Raw genomic sequence first — 16,280 nt, 5'->3', positions numbered from 1 at the left:
TCTTTCCTTAGTTCTCGTCGATGGTGCCGACGGCCTGAGCGATGGTGCCGACAGCGAGGTCAATAGCCCCGGCTGGGGTGTCTGTTGTTCGGGTGGTTACGGTCATCTCGTCACGGTCGAAGTCAAAGGTGACGGAGCTTGTCTTGCCGGTCTGAATCGGTGCGCCGTCGAGCACGACAGTGATCGGCTGTTCAGCGCTCGCTCGGAGGTCGGCTACCGCGGTCGCCGTGACCTCACGTCCGCGGCCCTGCGCTCGCCTCACGGCGTATTCGCTGAATCCGGGACCCGGATAAGGGGTCGTGCGCTCAAACGTTCTGACGCGGCTGTAGCCGGTAGGGCCGTAGGCGTCTCGGCGTTCCTGGGACACACCGTTGCGGTCGGTCCAGCGGTAGACGGTCACCGCGGCGTCAAACCACTCGGCATCATCACGGGAGATACGGTCCTCAGCGTCGATCATGTTGACGCCGTGGCGGATCGCGAGGGCACCCGAGGCGGCGTAATCCTCCGCTCGAAGACTCCAGGTGCGCGTCTCGGAGCACACCAGACGGAGCCCTGCGGACTGGACTAGCGGGATGAGGAACTCTAGGGCGCTCTGGCCTGACTTCCACAGGAGCGATTCCGGGTTGCGGTCGATGAGGGCCACGCGCTTGGTGACGCTCAGGCCCGCGTCCGACTCCCAGGTGTAGGTGTAGCTGGAGGTGTTCGTGGTGTTGCCGTCGAAGTATCCGGTGTCGGTGGGGTCGCCTGTGTACTCGCTCATGCGGAAGTCCGACCAGTAGACGCTCTGGTCATTGTTGAAGCCGTGATAGGCGCGCACGATGACGTGCGTGGTGCCTACCGGGATGCCCACGCGCATGGTGACGTTGGCGGTCGTGTTCGCGGCAGTCGTGCCGTAGGCGTCGGCCAGCGGGCGGTAGCTCGCACCACCGTTGTTGGAGGTGAAGACACGGAGGCGTCCCGCGTTGGCGGACGGCAGGGCAATGCCCGCGGTGCGCTGGCGGGCGCGTAGCAGGTACACCCGGCCCGACATACCGGAGGCTGCGAAGGTCGTATCGATGTAGCTATCGGTGTTCGCCGTGCCGCGCAGGTTGAAGGCCGTCTTGGCGGAGTTCGCCGCCCAGGACTGCGAGGTGGAGCGGGAGAAGGCAACCAAGTTGGTGGCGTTCCAGCCGGTCGTGTTCACAATCGCGGAGGGGTTTGCCATCTCGTTGGTGGCGTCCGCGTAGACCGGCATGGGGGCATCCGGCCCAGACGGGAAGGATGCGCCCGGGATGACCTTGCCGAGGACGTAGGAGACGACGGACCGAAGCGAGGACTGACGGGTGAACAGCGACTCATCGTCTGCCAGCGGTGCCCAGTCGGCAAGCAAGGCCTCATCGGATGCCAGGGACAGTGAGAGGGTGCCGTCCCGTGAGCTGATGGGACGTTCGCGCAGGGTCAGGTTGAATGCGCGCACCGTCTCGGCCCCGGATGCGTCAGTGCTTCGCGCCTCGAAGCGAACGCGAGGCGGCGGGGACATACGGGTGTCGAGGGCGGCGAGGGTGTCGGCGTCGGGTGTGAACACCGGCACACCTCCCGGCTGCGTGACCGTGCGCGTCTCCACCGTCGAGGGGGAGGCGTTGGTTAGGCCGGTCCAGACGTAGCGCTGGAGGGTGGTGTTGGTAGTGGTGCCGTCGAAGGCGGGACGTAGCTCGTCGGTCTTCTCGATGAGCGCGCCAGACCAACCGATGTACTGGCCCGGTGCGATGCCGGTAGGCCCGGAAAAGCAGAAGTCCACGCGGACGGTGGCGGCGTTTGCCGGTGAGGTCAGAGTGTTGGAGCGGCGGTGCCAGACGCCCGGTGTGTAGGCGCTGCTGGAGGGCCCCACAACGTTTGTGATCTGCGTGCCTGTGGAGTCGAACCATCGGACATCGATGCGCGTCGAACTCAGGCCCGCGTAATCGGTGATTCCGTACGCCGAGAAGGTGTACAGCGTGTTCGGCTGGATCGGGTCGGCGTTGCCACCGGAGCCCGAGAATCCGAAGTTCATCGGGGATGCTGTCGGGGCCGTCGTGATGACGTAGCGCGCCCAGCCGCGAATGTCCGCGGTCGGCCCACCCGTCGTCTGAAGGCTGGTCGTGCCGGTTGCACCCGCCACCGTCGAGGTACGTCGGGAGGCGTTCACCCACTGAGGGTTCTGGGCGTAGTTGCGGCGCACCTCGGTCCACCCGGAATACGCCTCAACGGTCGTGCCCCAGGTGCCGGGGGAGGCGATGTCAACGCGCGCGGTGACGTGCGGTGCGGCGCTTTCGTCTAGGGAGAAGCTGGCCCCACGTACCGACAGAGGGCGGTTGGGGGAGCCGAGGACAGCGGCGCTATAGGTGAACTTGGAAACGGTCACTGGCCTACCTCCTGGTAGTCCACGGTGAGGACCCAGGCGTCCCGGGTTACGTCTTCGAGGTCGAGGGAGATACGCCCCGAGACGATGCACGCCATGGACAGGGAGGTGCGTTCCTCAGGCGCGATGGTGAACACCACGCCTGATGCGAGAAGCGCGCGTGCGGTGGCGGCGTCGGTCTCGGCGGTGGGACCGGCGAAACCCATGGTGATGGTGCCGGTACGCACCCCGGCAGGGCGAAGCGTGATGTCAGGGAAAGCGCGGCCCAGGATCGGGTGCACGATGGTGCCCGACTCCTGCTGAGACGTGATGTTCATAACCTGCTGCGGTGCGATGGTGCTGGCACCAACGGTGATAACGGTAGGCATTACTGCTGGGCCACCCTTCCGTTGTTGAAGACAACCTGCGCGGGAACGCGAATGGTCGGCGGGCGGTAGAGGCGGACTGAGGAGTCATCGAGGACGGCGTGCACGGTTGTGGTCTTGTCGCGGACGCTCTGGACGTTCTGCTCGAAGGCGTCCACGTTCTCGTTGGCTTGCTTGGTGTTGGCGTTCATGACGATTTCCTTGCCACCAGGGAGACGCACGATGGAGTTGCCTAGGTCGTCGGTCTCACCGGTCGCCACACCCGCGGTCTGGGCGTAGTCGTAGAGGGCGCGCTGGGCGTTCTCGGCCTGCTGTCGGCCCTGGTCCATCGCGCCGGTTAGCTGGTCGAGGGCGTCACGTCCTGCCAGGTAGGTGCTGTTCGCGGTGGACTGACCTGTGGTGGCAGCTTCGATGCTCTGGGCGTAGTTGTCCGCACCCGCGGAGTTGGCGTCCATAGCGGCCTTCTGACGGTCCAGAGCGGCATCGATCGTTCCGAGGGCGGTGGCGTCCCCAGCCATGGCGCGAATGGCGGTGCTCACGTCAACGCCCCAATTCTTGGCGTTCTCACCGGCCTGCTTATAGCGCTCGGGGTCGGTGTTGATCGCGTTGATTTCCGCGAACACCTGGGAGGCGTCAATGGCACCGTTGATGCCGTTCAGGTAGCCCTCAGCGAACTTGGCGGCGGATTCGTTTAGAGCGTCCTGCTTCTCTTTGGCTTCGTCCTGAGCGGCGGTCAGCGCACCCAGACCGACAGCACCGGCAGCAAGGGCGAACGCCCCGGCGAGGCCTGCGGGACCCATGCCCGCGACCGTTCCGGCAAGGCCACCTAGGGTGTCCTGTCCGACCTGGCCCAGGTCCTGGAGGTCACCACGGAAGCTGGACACGGACTCAGCCATGTTCTGACCGAACTCCTGCTGTACTTCCTGGGCGCCGTCCTTCACCTTGCCGAGGCTGCGCCCACCGTTGTCGCCTACGTCGGAGACGGCACGGTCGGCCTTCTTGGCGTCACGCACCATGTTGTCGAAGGTGCGTTCCACCTTGTCCCCAGCGGACTCGATGTCGCGGCCAGCTTCCTTACCGGCGTCGCCCACCTTGTCTAGTTCTCGCTCGATCTTCGAGCCGGAACGGTCGGCGTCCTTCGCCATATCGTCGAGCGAGTCGGACACCTCATCGAGCGCCTTGCCGAGGTCTTTGACCTGGGCTTGCGCCTGGCGGGTGTTAGCCGCGATGTCGAGTGTGAGGGCCATTACTCTTGCTTTCCTTCGAGGGCGTTGGCGATGGTGCGGACGGTGGTTTGGACCCAGAGGCGGCCCATGCGCGGGACCATTTCTCGAGCGGCGGGCCAGAAGACATATCCGCGCTTACCGGCGTGCGGCTTCAGTCCGGTGTTGACCATTCGGGTGACGCGGTGCGTGCCGCCCTTCTGGCTACGGCGCTGGTAGGTCGTCTTGCCGGTGTTCGCGCCGAACTCAACGGCGTTGTAATCGCGCTTCGGCTGGAGGCCACCGCGAAGGGCACGGCCCTTGCCAGCGGCTTGCACGCGGACGTTCTGGTTAGACACGGTGACTACCGCCGTGCCGACAATCACCCGGTGTTCTAGGCGAGTGTCGGCACGCTCGGCAAGCGCTTTGGTCCACTCAGGGGCGGCAACGCTTTTCGTCTGCTGTCGAATCTGCTTCTGGAGGGTCTTATCGACGGAGCGAACCGCGTAGATGGTCGCCATAAGCTCGCGCGACTTCAGTACGTCGATTCGCATTGGCTTAGACCACCGTGCGGACAGGTGCTCCGTTGCAAGGCAGCGAAACCGAACCGGTGGCAATCTGATCGACAGAGCCACCGATAGGGCCAGGAACGATCAGCGCATCGATGGTGTAGGTCGCCATGCCGGTGCCCTTCTTGGGCTTCAGCTTGATGGTCTTCACCGTGCCCGCGTTGGTCAGGAGGTACTGAGACAGGCTGGAGGCCGTGGCGTGGTCCTGGGCGTAGTCGATGTTGAGTACCCAAGTAGCTGCACCGGCAAGCTGCTGCACCGCGGTAGGGCTCATGCCCTTCCAGGTGACAGTGGGCATGGTCGGTACAAGCTCCGCCTTGGAGACAGACACTTCGTAGTTGTCGGCACCGATTACTAGGTCGATGTCATTTAGAACAATGGGGGTCACATTTACAATTGCCATGGGTTATTCCTTGGATGCAATTACGGTTAGGGGGATGGTGTACGCCATGTGTGTGCCGTACTGGACTAGCTCGGCATCCTCATGCTGGAAGGACGTGTCGAAGCTGTCGAGGATGAGGGGGACAACCTCGTCTAGTTCATCGACGGCCATATCTAGGTCGTCGTGTGCGGAGATGACAATTGCGCTCATGCGGATAGCTCGCTGCGATAGCGGAGCTTGCGGCAGTCGGCCAATGCTTGTACCGCGAAGTTGAATGGTGAGCTTGTGGATATCGTCAAGCTGACGCTCTGTAGCCACCACGTAGATTTCTGGGAGGTCGGTATCTGCGGCGAACACCTCTGATAGGTGCTCGGCTACCTGCTGACGGACGTTCACGCGATAGCCCCCCATGCCGTAACGGGACGGAGAAGCTGGCGAATGTGCCAGTCGAGAGGTGCGGGGGCCATGATTACGAATCCGGTATCCTGGTCCTGTTGTGCACCGCCACCGTTTTGAACCGCGTTGTGAATGTTTCGAGCGTGCATGACCTGAGCCAGGCGGTAATTTTCGGGAATCTCTTCCGGGTCCAGGTCAGGGAGAGGGGCGAACGCAAGGCACGCCTGAGCGGCCACCGTCAAATAGACGGCGACAGTCTCGTCACTCAGGCCTGCGGCGTCCTTCCAGAACGCGCGTGCTGAATGCGGTGTGTGCCAGGTAGCCATTACGTTCGCCCCTTTTCGCTTACGCCGAGGCGACAGTGACGCTACGAATAGCGGCAGCGTTGTTGGCAATCGAGGCGTAGTAAGCGAAAACGGCTACGTCAACGCCACCGTGGTGGACGTCAAGACCTTCAACGCGGATCGGGGTACCCGGCAGCGTGTAGAAGGTGACGGCCTCGCGAGCGCCAACGATGACCTTGCCCGCGCCGATGTTGCCCGGAACGATCTTGAAGGACGCGAAGTCACCTTCCTCTAGACCGAAGCCAGCGTTAAGGAACGCAAGCTTGTCCTGGTCAGAAGTCAGGAGAACGTCACGGTAGAGCTCAGGGCTCACAATGGCGAAGCTCGGGCGGTTCTCGGTGCCGATGACACCCAGAGCGCCGTCCACGATTGCGGCAAGACCCTTAGCGACACCGGAAGGAACGGTGCCAGGAGTGGTCACCGTAGCTGCGGCCTGGATAGCGCCGAGAGCCTTGGCGTCGAGCTTGCGGGCTACGTCCTCAGCCTGGAGGCGGAAGTAGGACTCAATGGCGTTCTGGTCATTGAAGTCGTAGAACTTGCGGTCGATCTTGTGCCCACCGGCAAGGCGGAGAGCGGAAGTCTCAACCGGCTCAGTGTCCACAACGTTGGACGGAACCTCAGCGAGGTTTCCGGCGTAGTCGCCCACCTCAGGCTTGGACACCCAGCGCCAACCGCGAACGGTCGTAGCGGTCAGGCTGGCCTGTGTAACGAGCGGTAGGAATCGCTGGCTGTAAGCCTGCTTGTCCCAAAGCTCACCGATAGCTGCGGGGGTGGCGGTGTCGGCGTAGATCGTGCGACCGGAAGGACCGGACTCCTGCACGTTCTGGATAGCGAAGAGAGCACCAGCGCCCGCGAAAGGTGCAAGGGCCTCAGGGTTGGACGAACGGTTGGCGACGGCTGCGAACATTGCGCGTGCGTCATCTCGAACTACCGGAGTGGTTGCCCCCGGTGCGTCGGGAACGATTGAAGACATATCTTCTGTTTCCTCTGTTGGTGTGTTGGATTCCTGCACCGGGGCGGCGTCAGGGTCGGTGTCCTCGGCGGATGCCGGGGTGTCTGTGGGGAGTGCGTCCAGAACGGCGTTGGCCTGTTCGATGACCGCGCGGGCCTGGTCTCGGACGGTCTCGATGTAGGCGGCGAGTTCCGCCATGTCCTCGGGCTGGGCCTGGTCGGGAGCGACGGCGAAGAGGGCCGCGTCCTTCCATGCGCCCTCAGAGACGAGAGCGGCACCGGTCAGGCGTCCGTGCACGCCGTCACTGGCGTAGAGCACTTCCGGGGAGAGCTTGGAGAGGGAGTCACGCTGAGTGGTCAGCCACTCGTCTGCCTCGTCGGTGTCACCCAGGGTGAACTCGGCATACAGGTGAGGGGCCGGCTCGGAGCGGACCTCCAGGAGCGTGGCGCGGCCCACGGGATCGTGCTGCGCGTGCGAGCGGTTCAGCGTCACAACGGACGGATCACGCGGAAGGTTCAGCGTCTCGGCGGTGAAGTGTCCGACGTGACCCGACATCGAAGGACGCGAGTTCACGCCCAGCGGCAGGAGGTTGCCACGCAGGGTGCGGGACTCAGCATCGAACGAGAATCGTCCCACCTGAGAGGTGGAATCATTCTCAACAAGAGGCTGCACGGATGCGGAGGTGGTGTCAGTCATGGTCAGTCCTGAGTGAGTTCCTGAGGCTGCGTAGCGCCCTCGGAGAGGGTCGGGGCAGCGGCGGGGGAGGCGGCGACATTCAGTCCCGCGCGGTCGAAGCGGACGGTCTGACCGTGCGGCGTCACGTCGTCCTGGGACAGGCGCGCCTCGATAGGCGCAAGCCAGTACTCCAGCCAGCTATTGAGCTGCGAGAACTCGCCCTGAGCTGTCGAGTAGGTCAGCGAGGCGGTAGCCGTCGAGCCGTCCAATACCGACGCCGGAAGGTTGAGGAAGTTGGCAACGTCCAGGCGAATGTTGTTGCGGCCCTCGGTGAAGAGGTCGGCGTTGGTCTCGCCGTAGACGTTCATGCTGAGGTTCGCGGGCAGGAAGCCAACGGCACCACCGGGGGCGGTGCGGGCGGCGCGCCATGCGGCCACGTACGCCTCAGCCTGTTCCTTGCTGATCGCGGAGCCACCACCGGAGTTGACCTCCTGGAGGACCATGGCGGGGATGGGTGACTCAACACGTCCGACCCATGCGCGTTCCATCGCGCGAGCGCCGCGGATCGTCTCTGAGCCCGCGGACAGCAGGCCCTCATCGGGACCGGCAAAGAGGATGACGGAGCCGGGGTCTGTGACCGGGCGTCCGTCGATGGTCACACCGATAGGGGAGTGCTCATCGAACGCCCAGCGGTCATAAGTGACGCGGAAGGCATCGAGGATTGCGCCGGTGTCGGTGCTGCGCTCAACGGCCCAGAGAGACCACCCGTAGAAGATCAGGTCATCGAGGGTGTGCGCCATGCGGTGCCACACGGTCTGTGTGCCCGCGGTCTGCGTCATCCACGTTGGCTGACGGTTAGCAGGGACGAATGTCTCACCGCTCCACGCGCCGGATTCCAGGGGGAGGTCTGATAGCGAACCGACAATGATCGAGCGGCCACGCTTGATAGGTGCAACCTGCATCGCCTGGGAGCGAGTAACCGGCTGATAATCCGTGCCCCAAATGTCGGCAGCGACAATGGCGTGCACGTTAGGTGCATCGAGAGCCCAGGGAGATTCCGGGACGATGGAATGGCCGGAGGCGGCGGCAAGTACAGAATTGCCACCGCCCGGTCCGAAAAAGACCCGAGAAAGAATTCCCGCCAAAATGACCTCGATAGTAGATGCATGTACTGTTACATCTATTATCCCATTGGTCGCAATTGTGATACAGGAGGTCAACCCATGATCGGGCCAACCATCTCGTAATGCGGATTTGCGTCGTAATACTCAAGCGCCAACGCCCAGGCGGTTAGCGCGGAGATATCCGCGTCCTTCTCTTTGCCAGGTCCCAACGCCCAGCTAGAGGCACCGGTTGAGCGTCGGACGGCGGTCTTTGCGGCTGCGTTCATCGCGGGCTGGTCGAAGTGCACCGCATTTCCGTTGTTGATATCCGCAATGAGGGTGGCGGCTGCGCTGGTTACTTCCTTGAAGCCACGGTCCGCAATTCGAGGCGCGGGATTCATGCGCCGCATAACGTGCACCTCAGCGCGCACGTCGGATGACGCGGTGTCCCAGACCACCGGGACATCGAGATTTACGGCAAACTCGGCTGCGGCAATTCCCAGCCATGACGTGCCGGGTCGGTGATCCAGGACGTAGCCGTATGCTCGCCCGCTCTCATCCCGCCACGCGGCGACAATGGCGGCGTTGGACCCGCCCCAATTCGAGCACGCGGCAATTGCCAGACGGCTCGGCAGTGCGGGAACTCCCGCGCGCATTGCCGGTCCCCACGCCGAGGGGCTGACGGCGGTAGTGCCCTCACCAACCGCCCCGAAGATGCCGCCGTACTCGCGTCCGAATTGAGCGCGGTCCGTCAGCGCTTCTGAGCGTCGGCGTACCGTCTCCAGCTTCGTGAGCCCGGAGTGGACGCCGGGGTGCGTGACTTCGATGAGTTGGCGGACCTTGGCGTAGGGGTGCTCGGGGGTCGGTTCCCACGCGGCCAGGTTGTCCTCGGTGAGGTCATCGGGGAAGTAGTACGCCAGCTTTCCGGCGTCGGGGTTCTGGAGTCCGTCCCATAGGAGTAGACCCTTGCGGTACTTACCTGCCGTCCCGGTGTACACAAGCTGTCCACCGTCACGGGTGTCGAAGGTCGGCAGGATGCCACCGTTGAGGTCTGCGCCCTGGTCGGGGGTTGCCTCGCCCGCCTCATCGAGCCACACAAGGTCATAGGAGCTACCGCGGAATGCGGCACCCCTCGGCGTCTTGGCGCTGAACTTCGAGCCGTTGGGCCAGCGGACGTGCTCACTTCCCTTGCCTCGGTACACCTTGAAGGGGCGCGTATCCGGGTCAGGGTAGGCCGTCTCCAGCTTGAACATCACACGGTCGTCAAACACCTCTGAGGTCTTAGCGGCCATGGTCGTGAGGGAGAACGCGGCGTTGTACTTCGGGCGCTCCTGGCACCGGCCCAGGACAACGGCAATCATCGTCTCTGTCTTGGCGCTCTGACGGGGAAACATGATCGCGTTGATTTCGTGACCGGCGTTCAGCATGTCCGCGGCTAGGAGTTGGTGTGACAGCAACTCAGTAAGGCCCAGCATCTGCGCGCCCTCGATGAGTTCACGCCGGGTCTGCTCGGTCGTGGCTAGATCGGTCACGATCTGCGGAGTCAGGGCCTGATCGCGCAGGGCAATCCAAGCCTCCTCAGCCAGTAGGTCAGTGAGCATCGGGGGTGCCTTGGGTCGGGGAGGGGTTTCGTTTGTTGCCTTTAGGCTGGTGATGACGATGTGTCAAAGGACGGCCCTCCTCGCCCTGTCGCACGCGCTGCACCACTCGCTTCTTTCGCGGGGATTGCACACACGGTCACAGTGAGGACACTCCATGTACTTGCCTGTCACATTCGCGCGCTTGCTTGTGCCGCACCGGCACTTGATGTCTGTCATGGTTGGTCCTCTCGTCGCCCGGTCATCCACTCGGAGTCCGCGGGCGGTAGCTTCTGGTCTTCTCGCTTGGCCTTGATCTGCTTGGCCCTGCCCTCGCGTGCACCGGCTCGGCGGTTGCAGGATCGGTGCGCCGGTCCCACGCCTGACACGGTGAGTGGCTGGAGTGGGTCGAGGTGGTGGCTCACGATGTGCCCCACGTCCCACTTGTCTCCAGGCGCGACAAGGCCCGGGCACTTGGCATCCGGGTTGATGCACGGTGCGGGCAGCGTGGCCTCAATGATCGGGCGTGCCTTACGGGTGAAGGTGGCCCACTCTGACGTGCGGTGAATGGCGCTCACGGGATCACCACCGATCCGTTTTTGCCCAGCGCTTCGAACATGTAGCCGTGCGTCTTTGCCCACGCTCGCGCGTGTACGTGGCATAGGTGCTGGCGTTCCATCTGGACTATCCAGCAACCGTCAACGGTGCATGTGCCGCGCTCTAGTAGCGCCTCAACACGGACAGTGTGCTTGGCGCAGTAATCCCCAGACTTAGGCAAGAGGTCGCACGTTTCACCTAGGCCTTCGCCCCATTGCGAATAGCCCCAACCGCATAGCGGCTTGCGAAGGTGCGGGTATGTCTTGATGTGGTCTAGCTCGGAGTGTGTTCGACGGTGAGCGAACGCCGCGCTGAATCCGGAAGGTGTGTCCATTCCGGCGAACTCAGTAGCGCCACAAAGCGCACAGACCATTACGGCTGTATACCCTGACCAATCAACCCAAACGTCAACCTGGCCTAGGGGGTGTTGACTATATCGCGGGACTCCCTCCCGCTCGGCTCTATGCGCATTCATCGAAGTTCGTAAGGAAGATCGTCTCTGACCGCCCGCGAAAGTTCTTTCACTGCGGCATTCATCATACGTTGCGCGATATCGTGTGCCGCGGCTTCGATTACAGTTCTGGGCGTTCCTGGCTTTGCGTGCTTGCGCACCAGAGCCTCGGCTGTGGGGTAGTACTCGTTAAACATCTGGTAATCCTCGGGTTGAAGTGTGCGCCGTTTAGCGGATACACCTATTATCCCACAATTCGGAACCAATGACTTTGTATTAGAGAAGGTGACAGAATGCGCGCTAACCGGTAGAATAGAGGTGCGCAACAACCGTTGCGCGTACAATTAGTTTACTGCTTTTTGTTAGACCACATTCCAGTGTATCTCTGTTGAAGAGTGATCGATCATTGTACAAATTTGCTGTGTACATGAAGACCCCTAGCCGGGGGCGCTAAGCGCGAATAGGCTCGCTACGAATACAGACCCCCGCTCCCGGAATAGAGACGCGTAAGATCAAGTAACGCTCTCCGGGTAGGCGGGGGTTTGTCAGTGCAGGTAGTGCATGAGTTCAGGCAAAACCTCCTATATAGCCCCTATCCTTATATATTTATATTTTAAGAAAAGGGTGCACTGGTGCACTATCCCAGTCGGGAGTAGGGAACTCGGCCAGTTCACCCCCAGTGCATCAGTGCACCTACCTCTCTCTCAGGAAACTCTCAGGAAAGAAGTTATCCACAACCTCTTATGCGGAATTCCGGGGAATTGCGGTTGACAACTCACAGGGTAAATAGGATAAGCACTTGACATAAGGCCCTCTAACCCTTGTATACCGTCAACACCTAGGGTTGGAATTCTGTCATAATGGATTCACCGGGGCGGTTATCCGCTAAGGCCGCTAATCGCCCCGGACAAACCCGGACTAAGACCGTGAACCATGATCCGGGGTCACACTCCCTGTTCGTCACGGTCCGGGTTGCAGGGTGGCCCCTCTCTTTTAGGAAAGCAATAATGTCTGATCGACTAACCGGCCCTGAGGCTGACCCTCAGGGTGAATCCATCGAACTACTGACCTGGCAAGCTCTGGGACGCCGTAACCCAGCAATCATCCAGGTCAACACCTCTGCGGAGGTGACCCAGTGAGCACGCCGGATGATTTCTTCGATCCGAAGACCGGACTCCTGGTGAACAAGCTGGCACGCAAGATCGCCAAGGGCCTCGCTATCGGCCCTGACGGCGACATCTGGCTCTATGAGGGCGGCGTGTTCCGTCCCGCCCCTGGTGAGGTCACCCGCCGCATGGTCACCCGTCTCGGGGACCGCTACCGCAACTCCCAGGTGAAGAGCGTTGAGGACGTACTGAACGCCTTTGGGTTGCCGGTCCTCGATGACGGCCCTAAGCCGGGGGAGTGGCACCCCTGGATCAACCTGCAAAACGGCATGTACAACTGGCAGACCAAGACGCTGCACCCGCATGATCCCAGCTACCGTTCCACTATCCAGCTACCCATCGAGTTCGACGCTGCGGCTACCTGCCCCGCGTATACCAAGTGGCTAAATGAAGTCATCGAGTGGGATGCTGTGGACCTTGTGCTGGAGGCCAAGGGCTACATGCTGATGACCGGCAACCCGCTCCAGAAGGCGTTCCTTCTACACGGCCCAGAAGGCACGGGCAAGAGCACGGACCTTCGTATCCTCGAAGCGCTCCTAGGCCGTGAGAACATCACCAGCCAGAGCCTTCGAGCGCTCACGGAAAACCGGTTCGCCCCGGCTTCCCTGTTCGGCAAGCAAGCCAACATCTTGGGTGACATCGACGCCAGCTACATGAAGGAATCGAGCCTGTTCCTGTCCATCACGGGCGGTGACACCTTCACGGCAGAACGCAAGTACCGTGACGGCTTTGAGTTCCGTCCGTTCGCCAAGATGATCTTCTCGGCTAACAAGACCTGGCAGAGCGCGAACGATACCGGCGCTTACTTCCGCCGTTGGGTGATCCTGCCATTCATGCGAAAGCTGGACCGTACTCAGAAGTTCGATGAGTCGATCCTGCACGCGGAGTTATCCGGCATTTTCAACCTGGCAATGAACGCCCTCCGTGAATTGCACGGGCGGGGAGAGTTCGACGTGTCGGGATCGGCGCGTGAGGCCCGCGAAGAGTTCGAGACGGACAGTGACCCGCTGCGCTTCTGGCTGGCCAATGATCCGATGCTGAGTGTGGACCGTGGCAATGAGTCACTGCGCGCCAACCGAACCACGGTGCACGCGCGCTACATGACCTGGAGTGAGCAGAACGGGTACAAGTACGGCAAGAGCGCCGGTGACTTCTACAAGTCACTGAAGGCGTTGGGGTACGAGTTCCGCGCGTCTAACTCCCAGCGCTATGTCCTCGGCATCGACGTGTATGCACCGGGGACGGTGCCCGCATGATCTTGCCTAGCAACTTCAATGACGTGGTGAACGCCACGCTGGCTGACAGGACCATGAACGCGCACCAGAAGGCCTACCTGATCGGGTCTATGTTCTTGCCGGTGGATGCCATGTTCGAAGTCCTCGATGGACACCACCCCGGAACGCGGGGGAAGGAACACCTTCCGCCACCTCCTGCCGGTGAGTTCGGAGTTTGGGAGGCTGCGGGCGATGACTGATCTAGAACAAGCCACAGCCGCCTTCGTAGAGGCGCACCGCCGATACCGCGAAGACCTAGCCGAACGGATCGAGAAGGTTGAGGCAGACCTAGCGGCGCTGCGTGATGTTAAGGTTCAGCATGACTAAGCGGCTTGCCATCATTCTGACCTCCGTTATGGCCGCGCTCGTCATCGCGGCGGTGGTCATCGTCGTGGTGGTAACCAACAACCTCTCTGCCGACGTGAAGGAATCGAACTACCGTCAGTGCGTCACCGCGGGTGGCGTCTATGAGGCCTCGGTATATGACAAGGCCGTCATTGCAGGACGGTGTTACGACAGCATCTACGGCTAAACCAAAAGGCCCCCGTTCGCTATGAGCGGGGGCCTCTGTCGTATCAGCGGGCGGCTACGGTGACCTTCCCTCCGTGAGCGACCGTGACCGTCACCTTGCTCTCAACGAGCCCGCGCCGTAGGTCCAGGTCCAGGGCGTCAAAGTAGTGCGTGAACTCGCCCAGGTCGAGGTCCAGGATTCCGTCCTCATCCTCACCCCGAGCTAGCGTCTCTTGGATCGCCGCCATAACGTCATCGATCAGCGCGGCGTGGTGACCGGCTACGCGAGCCGTCCCGAGTTCTCGTGAAGCCTTCTCCGCCTCGCTGGCGATGCGGGCAAGCTCTCGCGTCGCCTGGGCCATATCCGCACCTGGCAACGCGGCTACGGTGGTCCACCGACTTCTCTCGTCTTCAAGCTCTCGGAGGCGCGAGGCCAGCGGCCCGACCTCTCCCACGGCGGGCGTTCCGGCGTCCTCGGTGAGGATGATCGCAAGGCGCGCCTTCACGTAGTTATCCAGTGTCACGCGGTCGATGGTCGAATGCGGTTCACCGGTTGCGCACTTGTAGTAGCGCGATGCGGAGTGCATCCGCTCGCCGCACTCACACCGGGCGATGGTGGTCAGGAGGTGCCGGGGCTTGGGGCCGGGACCGACGCGGCGGGACTCATCCATGAGGAGGTCTTGCGCGGCTTGCCAAGTCTCCCGATCCACGATGCGTGCGACCTCAGGCGCGGCCTCGAAGAGTTGCCCGCGGCGCTGTACCCAACCGGCATACGAGGGATTGATGAGGACCGTTCGAACGCGGGCGGGCGGGCGTCCCCACTCGGCTGCGATGCTTCGAAGGCTGCGCCCAGCGAGAAGGTCGGCATACGCCTTGCGGATCACGTCAGCCTCGGCCTCGCGCTCCACCACGTTGCCGGGTTCAAAGCCGTACCGGCGCTTACCGGGGACGGGGAGCCCTGAGGCTACGCGGGACTCATTGGCTCGGATATGCCGCTCACGCTTGCGGTTGGTTTCGAAGGTTGCGAGCGAGGTCAGAAGCTCCGCGCGGAACCGTCCGTCAGCCGTGGTCAGGTCCAGGTCACCCTCCACCGTTGCGACGGTCTTACCGGTGACAATGATGGTCAGGAGGTCCGCCTGTCCACGTAGGAGGCGGTCAAGGTTGACGCTCACGATGACCTCAGCGTCGGAGGCCAGAAGCTTTGACCAGGCGCTACCGCTTCCGCGGGTCTTGTAAGCGCTGACGGCGTTGTCTTCAAACTCCGCCACCACGTCCCAACCGCGCGAGGCGGCTAGGGCGCGGCAGCGGACAAGCTGACGGTCAATCCCGGTTGCCTTGTCCATCGACTGACGGACGTAGATCGCGCACGTTGTCATAACTGACATTATGCGGACGGATCGATCCCTTCTCCGGGTGGGGAGGAAAGGTCAGCGCGGCAGCAGCGTGAGCAGGCTCGCCTCCGGGCGGCAGGCGAAGCGCACCGGGGCGTAGATCGAGTGCCCGAGGCCGGCGCTGACGTTGAGCGGGACGGTACGCCCCGCCGCGGTCCACTCGCTCAGACCGCGCGCCTGATCGAGGGGGAGATCGCAGTTGGAGACGAGGGCCTTGCTGCTGAAGGGGATCCTCACCTGACCGCCGTGCGTGTGCCCGGCCAACAGCACGTCGGCGCCGAACTCGACGAAGGTGTCCAGGGTTCGGCGATAGGGAGCGTGCATGACCCCCAGCGTGAGGTCGGCGGCGGGAAGCGCTGCCAGCACCGGCGGGATGAGCTCGGGCTTGTCCCACTTCCGGTGGGCATCGTTCACGCCGAAGGCGGTGACCCGCAGGCCCTTCACCTCGACCGACACCGCGGTGTCATCCAGAATGCTCCAGCCGAGATCGTCGGTGAAGAACTGATCGAGGGCGTCGACGTCGAGGTGCTTGTGGGCGGGGAGGTTGCCCGAGGGGCCCAGGAAGTAACGGAGCGGATTGCGAGGAGCGGGCTCCTGGAAGTCGTTCGAGCCGTGCACGACAAGGCCCGCGACACCGCGGAGAGGGGCGAGGGCCGCGCGGATACCGGTCAGACCGTCGCGGTGTCCGAGGTTGTCGCCGGTGTTGACGACGAGATCGGGCGAGAGCTCCGCGAGTCGTGCCATCCACTCCTGCTTGCGATGCTGCCACGGCGCCATGTGCGCGTCGGACACGTGCAGGATGCGGAGCGGCTCCGCACCCTTGGGGAGCACGCGCAGGGCGTGGTAGCGCACCGTGAAGAGGTACCGCTCGACACCCATTCCCCACACGGCTGCCCCGACGGCGGCCGCCCCCGCGACCCCGAGGGGCGCGAGGGCGGCCTTCATCACC

General features: G+C 62.8%; 15 protein-coding genes. 3 read left to right on the top strand and 12 right to left on the bottom strand.

The window, feature by feature from the left end:
• Positions 1-7 precede the first annotated feature (7 nt).
• From RWH45_RS10655 to RWH45_RS10610, 10 genes are all read right to left on the bottom strand, one after another.
• Positions 8-2,380, bottom strand: a complete 2,373-nt coding sequence (locus RWH45_RS10655) for a hypothetical protein (RefSeq protein WP_315994877.1) — start codon at positions 2,378-2,380, stop codon at positions 8-10.
• Positions 2,377-2,745 (bottom strand): hypothetical protein, encoded by a 369-nt coding sequence (locus RWH45_RS10650; protein ID WP_315994876.1) that lies wholly within the window; start codon positions 2,743-2,745, stop codon positions 2,377-2,379. The genes RWH45_RS10655 and RWH45_RS10650 overlap by 4 nt, the downstream gene beginning before the upstream one ends.
• Positions 2,745-3,989: a hypothetical protein gene (locus tag RWH45_RS10645; RefSeq protein WP_315994875.1), complete on the bottom strand. Its 1,245-nt coding sequence runs from the start codon at positions 3,987-3,989 to the stop codon at positions 2,745-2,747. The genes RWH45_RS10650 and RWH45_RS10645 overlap by 1 nt, the downstream gene beginning before the upstream one ends.
• The gene (locus RWH45_RS10640; RefSeq protein WP_315994874.1) at positions 3,989-4,498 is read right to left on the bottom strand and encodes a hypothetical protein; all 510 of its coding nucleotides are present in this window, start codon (positions 4,496-4,498) and stop codon (positions 3,989-3,991) included. The genes RWH45_RS10645 and RWH45_RS10640 overlap by 1 nt, the downstream gene beginning before the upstream one ends.
• Positions 4,499-4,502: 4 nt before the next feature.
• Positions 4,503-4,916: a hypothetical protein gene (locus RWH45_RS10635; RefSeq protein ID WP_315994873.1), complete on the bottom strand. Its 414-nt coding sequence runs from the start codon at positions 4,914-4,916 to the stop codon at positions 4,503-4,505.
• A 3-nt stretch (positions 4,917-4,919) separates the two neighbouring features.
• Positions 4,920-5,306, bottom strand: a complete 387-nt coding sequence (locus RWH45_RS10630) for a hypothetical protein (RefSeq protein WP_315994872.1) — start codon at positions 5,304-5,306, stop codon at positions 4,920-4,922.
• Positions 5,288-5,617, bottom strand: coding sequence for a hypothetical protein (locus RWH45_RS10625; protein WP_315994871.1), 330 nt, complete (start codon positions 5,615-5,617; stop codon positions 5,288-5,290). The genes RWH45_RS10630 and RWH45_RS10625 overlap by 19 nt, the downstream gene beginning before the upstream one ends.
• Before the next feature lie 19 nt (positions 5,618-5,636).
• Positions 5,637-7,283 carry a phage major capsid protein gene (locus RWH45_RS10620; RefSeq protein WP_315994870.1) on the bottom strand — a complete coding sequence of 549 codons (1,647 nt, stop codon included), beginning with the start codon at positions 7,281-7,283 and terminating at the stop codon, positions 5,637-5,639.
• A 2-nt stretch (positions 7,284-7,285) separates the two neighbouring features.
• On the bottom strand, positions 7,286-8,290 hold the full coding sequence (locus RWH45_RS10615; RefSeq protein ID WP_315994869.1) for a phage portal protein: 1,005 nt from the start codon (positions 8,288-8,290) through the stop codon (positions 7,286-7,288).
• A gap of 188 nt (positions 8,291-8,478) precedes the next feature.
• Entirely contained in the window at positions 8,479-9,966 is a 1,488-nt protein-coding gene (locus RWH45_RS10610) for a hypothetical protein (protein WP_315994868.1), read from the bottom strand.
• Positions 9,967-12,125: 2,159 nt separating this feature from the next.
• Here RWH45_RS10610 and RWH45_RS10605 point away from each other — a divergent pair.
• From RWH45_RS10605 to RWH45_RS10595, 3 genes are all read left to right on the top strand, one after another.
• Complete coding sequence (locus tag RWH45_RS10605; protein ID WP_315994867.1) at positions 12,126-13,412, top strand: DNA primase family protein; 1,287 nt, start codon at positions 12,126-12,128, stop codon at positions 13,410-13,412.
• Positions 13,409-13,630 (top strand): hypothetical protein, encoded by a 222-nt coding sequence (locus RWH45_RS10600; protein WP_315994866.1) that lies wholly within the window; start codon positions 13,409-13,411, stop codon positions 13,628-13,630. Before RWH45_RS10605 ends, RWH45_RS10600 begins: the two co-directional genes overlap by 4 nt.
• A gap of 119 nt (positions 13,631-13,749) precedes the next feature.
• Positions 13,750-13,962, top strand: a complete 213-nt coding sequence (locus RWH45_RS10595; RefSeq protein ID WP_315994865.1) for a hypothetical protein — start codon at positions 13,750-13,752, stop codon at positions 13,960-13,962.
• 43 nt (positions 13,963-14,005) lie between these two features.
• Here RWH45_RS10595 and RWH45_RS10590 read toward each other — a convergent pair whose 3' ends face one another.
• Both RWH45_RS10590 and RWH45_RS10585 read right to left on the bottom strand, forming a co-directional pair.
• Positions 14,006-15,316: a recombinase family protein gene (locus RWH45_RS10590; RefSeq protein ID WP_315994864.1), complete on the bottom strand. Its 1,311-nt coding sequence runs from the start codon at positions 15,314-15,316 to the stop codon at positions 14,006-14,008.
• Between the two features lie 51 nt (positions 15,317-15,367).
• The gene (locus RWH45_RS10585) at positions 15,368-16,276 is read right to left on the bottom strand and encodes a metallophosphoesterase (protein WP_315995266.1); all 909 of its coding nucleotides are present in this window, start codon (positions 16,274-16,276) and stop codon (positions 15,368-15,370) included.
• Positions 16,277-16,280: the final 4 nt, after the last annotated feature.

The sequence above is a fragment of the Microbacterium galbum genome, from assembly GCF_032464915.1.
In the GTDB taxonomy this organism is placed as follows: Bacteria; Actinomycetota; Actinomycetes; order Actinomycetales; family Microbacteriaceae; genus Microbacterium; species Microbacterium galbum.
Note: the sequence above shows the minus strand (reverse complement) of the source record. Positions and strands in the feature narration are given on the sequence as shown.

Coding starts and splice junctions, on each gene's coding strand:
- RWH45_RS10625 (WP_315994871.1), bottom strand. CDS start 5,617: ATGGCTACCTGGCACACACCGCATTCAGCACGCGCGTTCTGGAAGGAC.
- RWH45_RS10645 (WP_315994875.1), bottom strand. CDS start 3,989: ATGGCCCTCACACTCGACATCGCGGCTAACACCCGCCAGGCGCAAGCC.
- RWH45_RS10630 (WP_315994872.1), bottom strand. CDS start 5,306: ATGGGGGGCTATCGCGTGAACGTCCGTCAGCAGGTAGCCGAGCACCTA.
- RWH45_RS10585 (WP_315995266.1), bottom strand. CDS start 16,276: ATGAAGGCCGCCCTCGCGCCCCTCGGGGTCGCGGGGGCGGCCGCCGTC.
- RWH45_RS10650 (WP_315994876.1), bottom strand. CDS start 2,745: ATGCCTACCGTTATCACCGTTGGTGCCAGCACCATCGCACCGCAGCAG.
- RWH45_RS10600 (WP_315994866.1), top strand. CDS start 13,409: ATGATCTTGCCTAGCAACTTCAATGACGTGGTGAACGCCACGCTGGCT.
- RWH45_RS10590 (WP_315994864.1), bottom strand. CDS start 15,316: ATGACAACGTGCGCGATCTACGTCCGTCAGTCGATGGACAAGGCAACC.
- RWH45_RS10635 (WP_315994873.1), bottom strand. CDS start 4,916: ATGGCAATTGTAAATGTGACCCCCATTGTTCTAAATGACATCGACCTA.
- RWH45_RS10610 (WP_315994868.1), bottom strand. CDS start 9,966: ATGCTCACTGACCTACTGGCTGAGGAGGCTTGGATTGCCCTGCGCGAT.
- RWH45_RS10620 (WP_315994870.1), bottom strand. CDS start 7,283: ATGACTGACACCACCTCCGCATCCGTGCAGCCTCTTGTTGAGAATGAT.
- RWH45_RS10640 (WP_315994874.1), bottom strand. CDS start 4,498: ATGCGAATCGACGTACTGAAGTCGCGCGAGCTTATGGCGACCATCTAC.
- RWH45_RS10595 (WP_315994865.1), top strand. CDS start 13,750: ATGACTAAGCGGCTTGCCATCATTCTGACCTCCGTTATGGCCGCGCTC.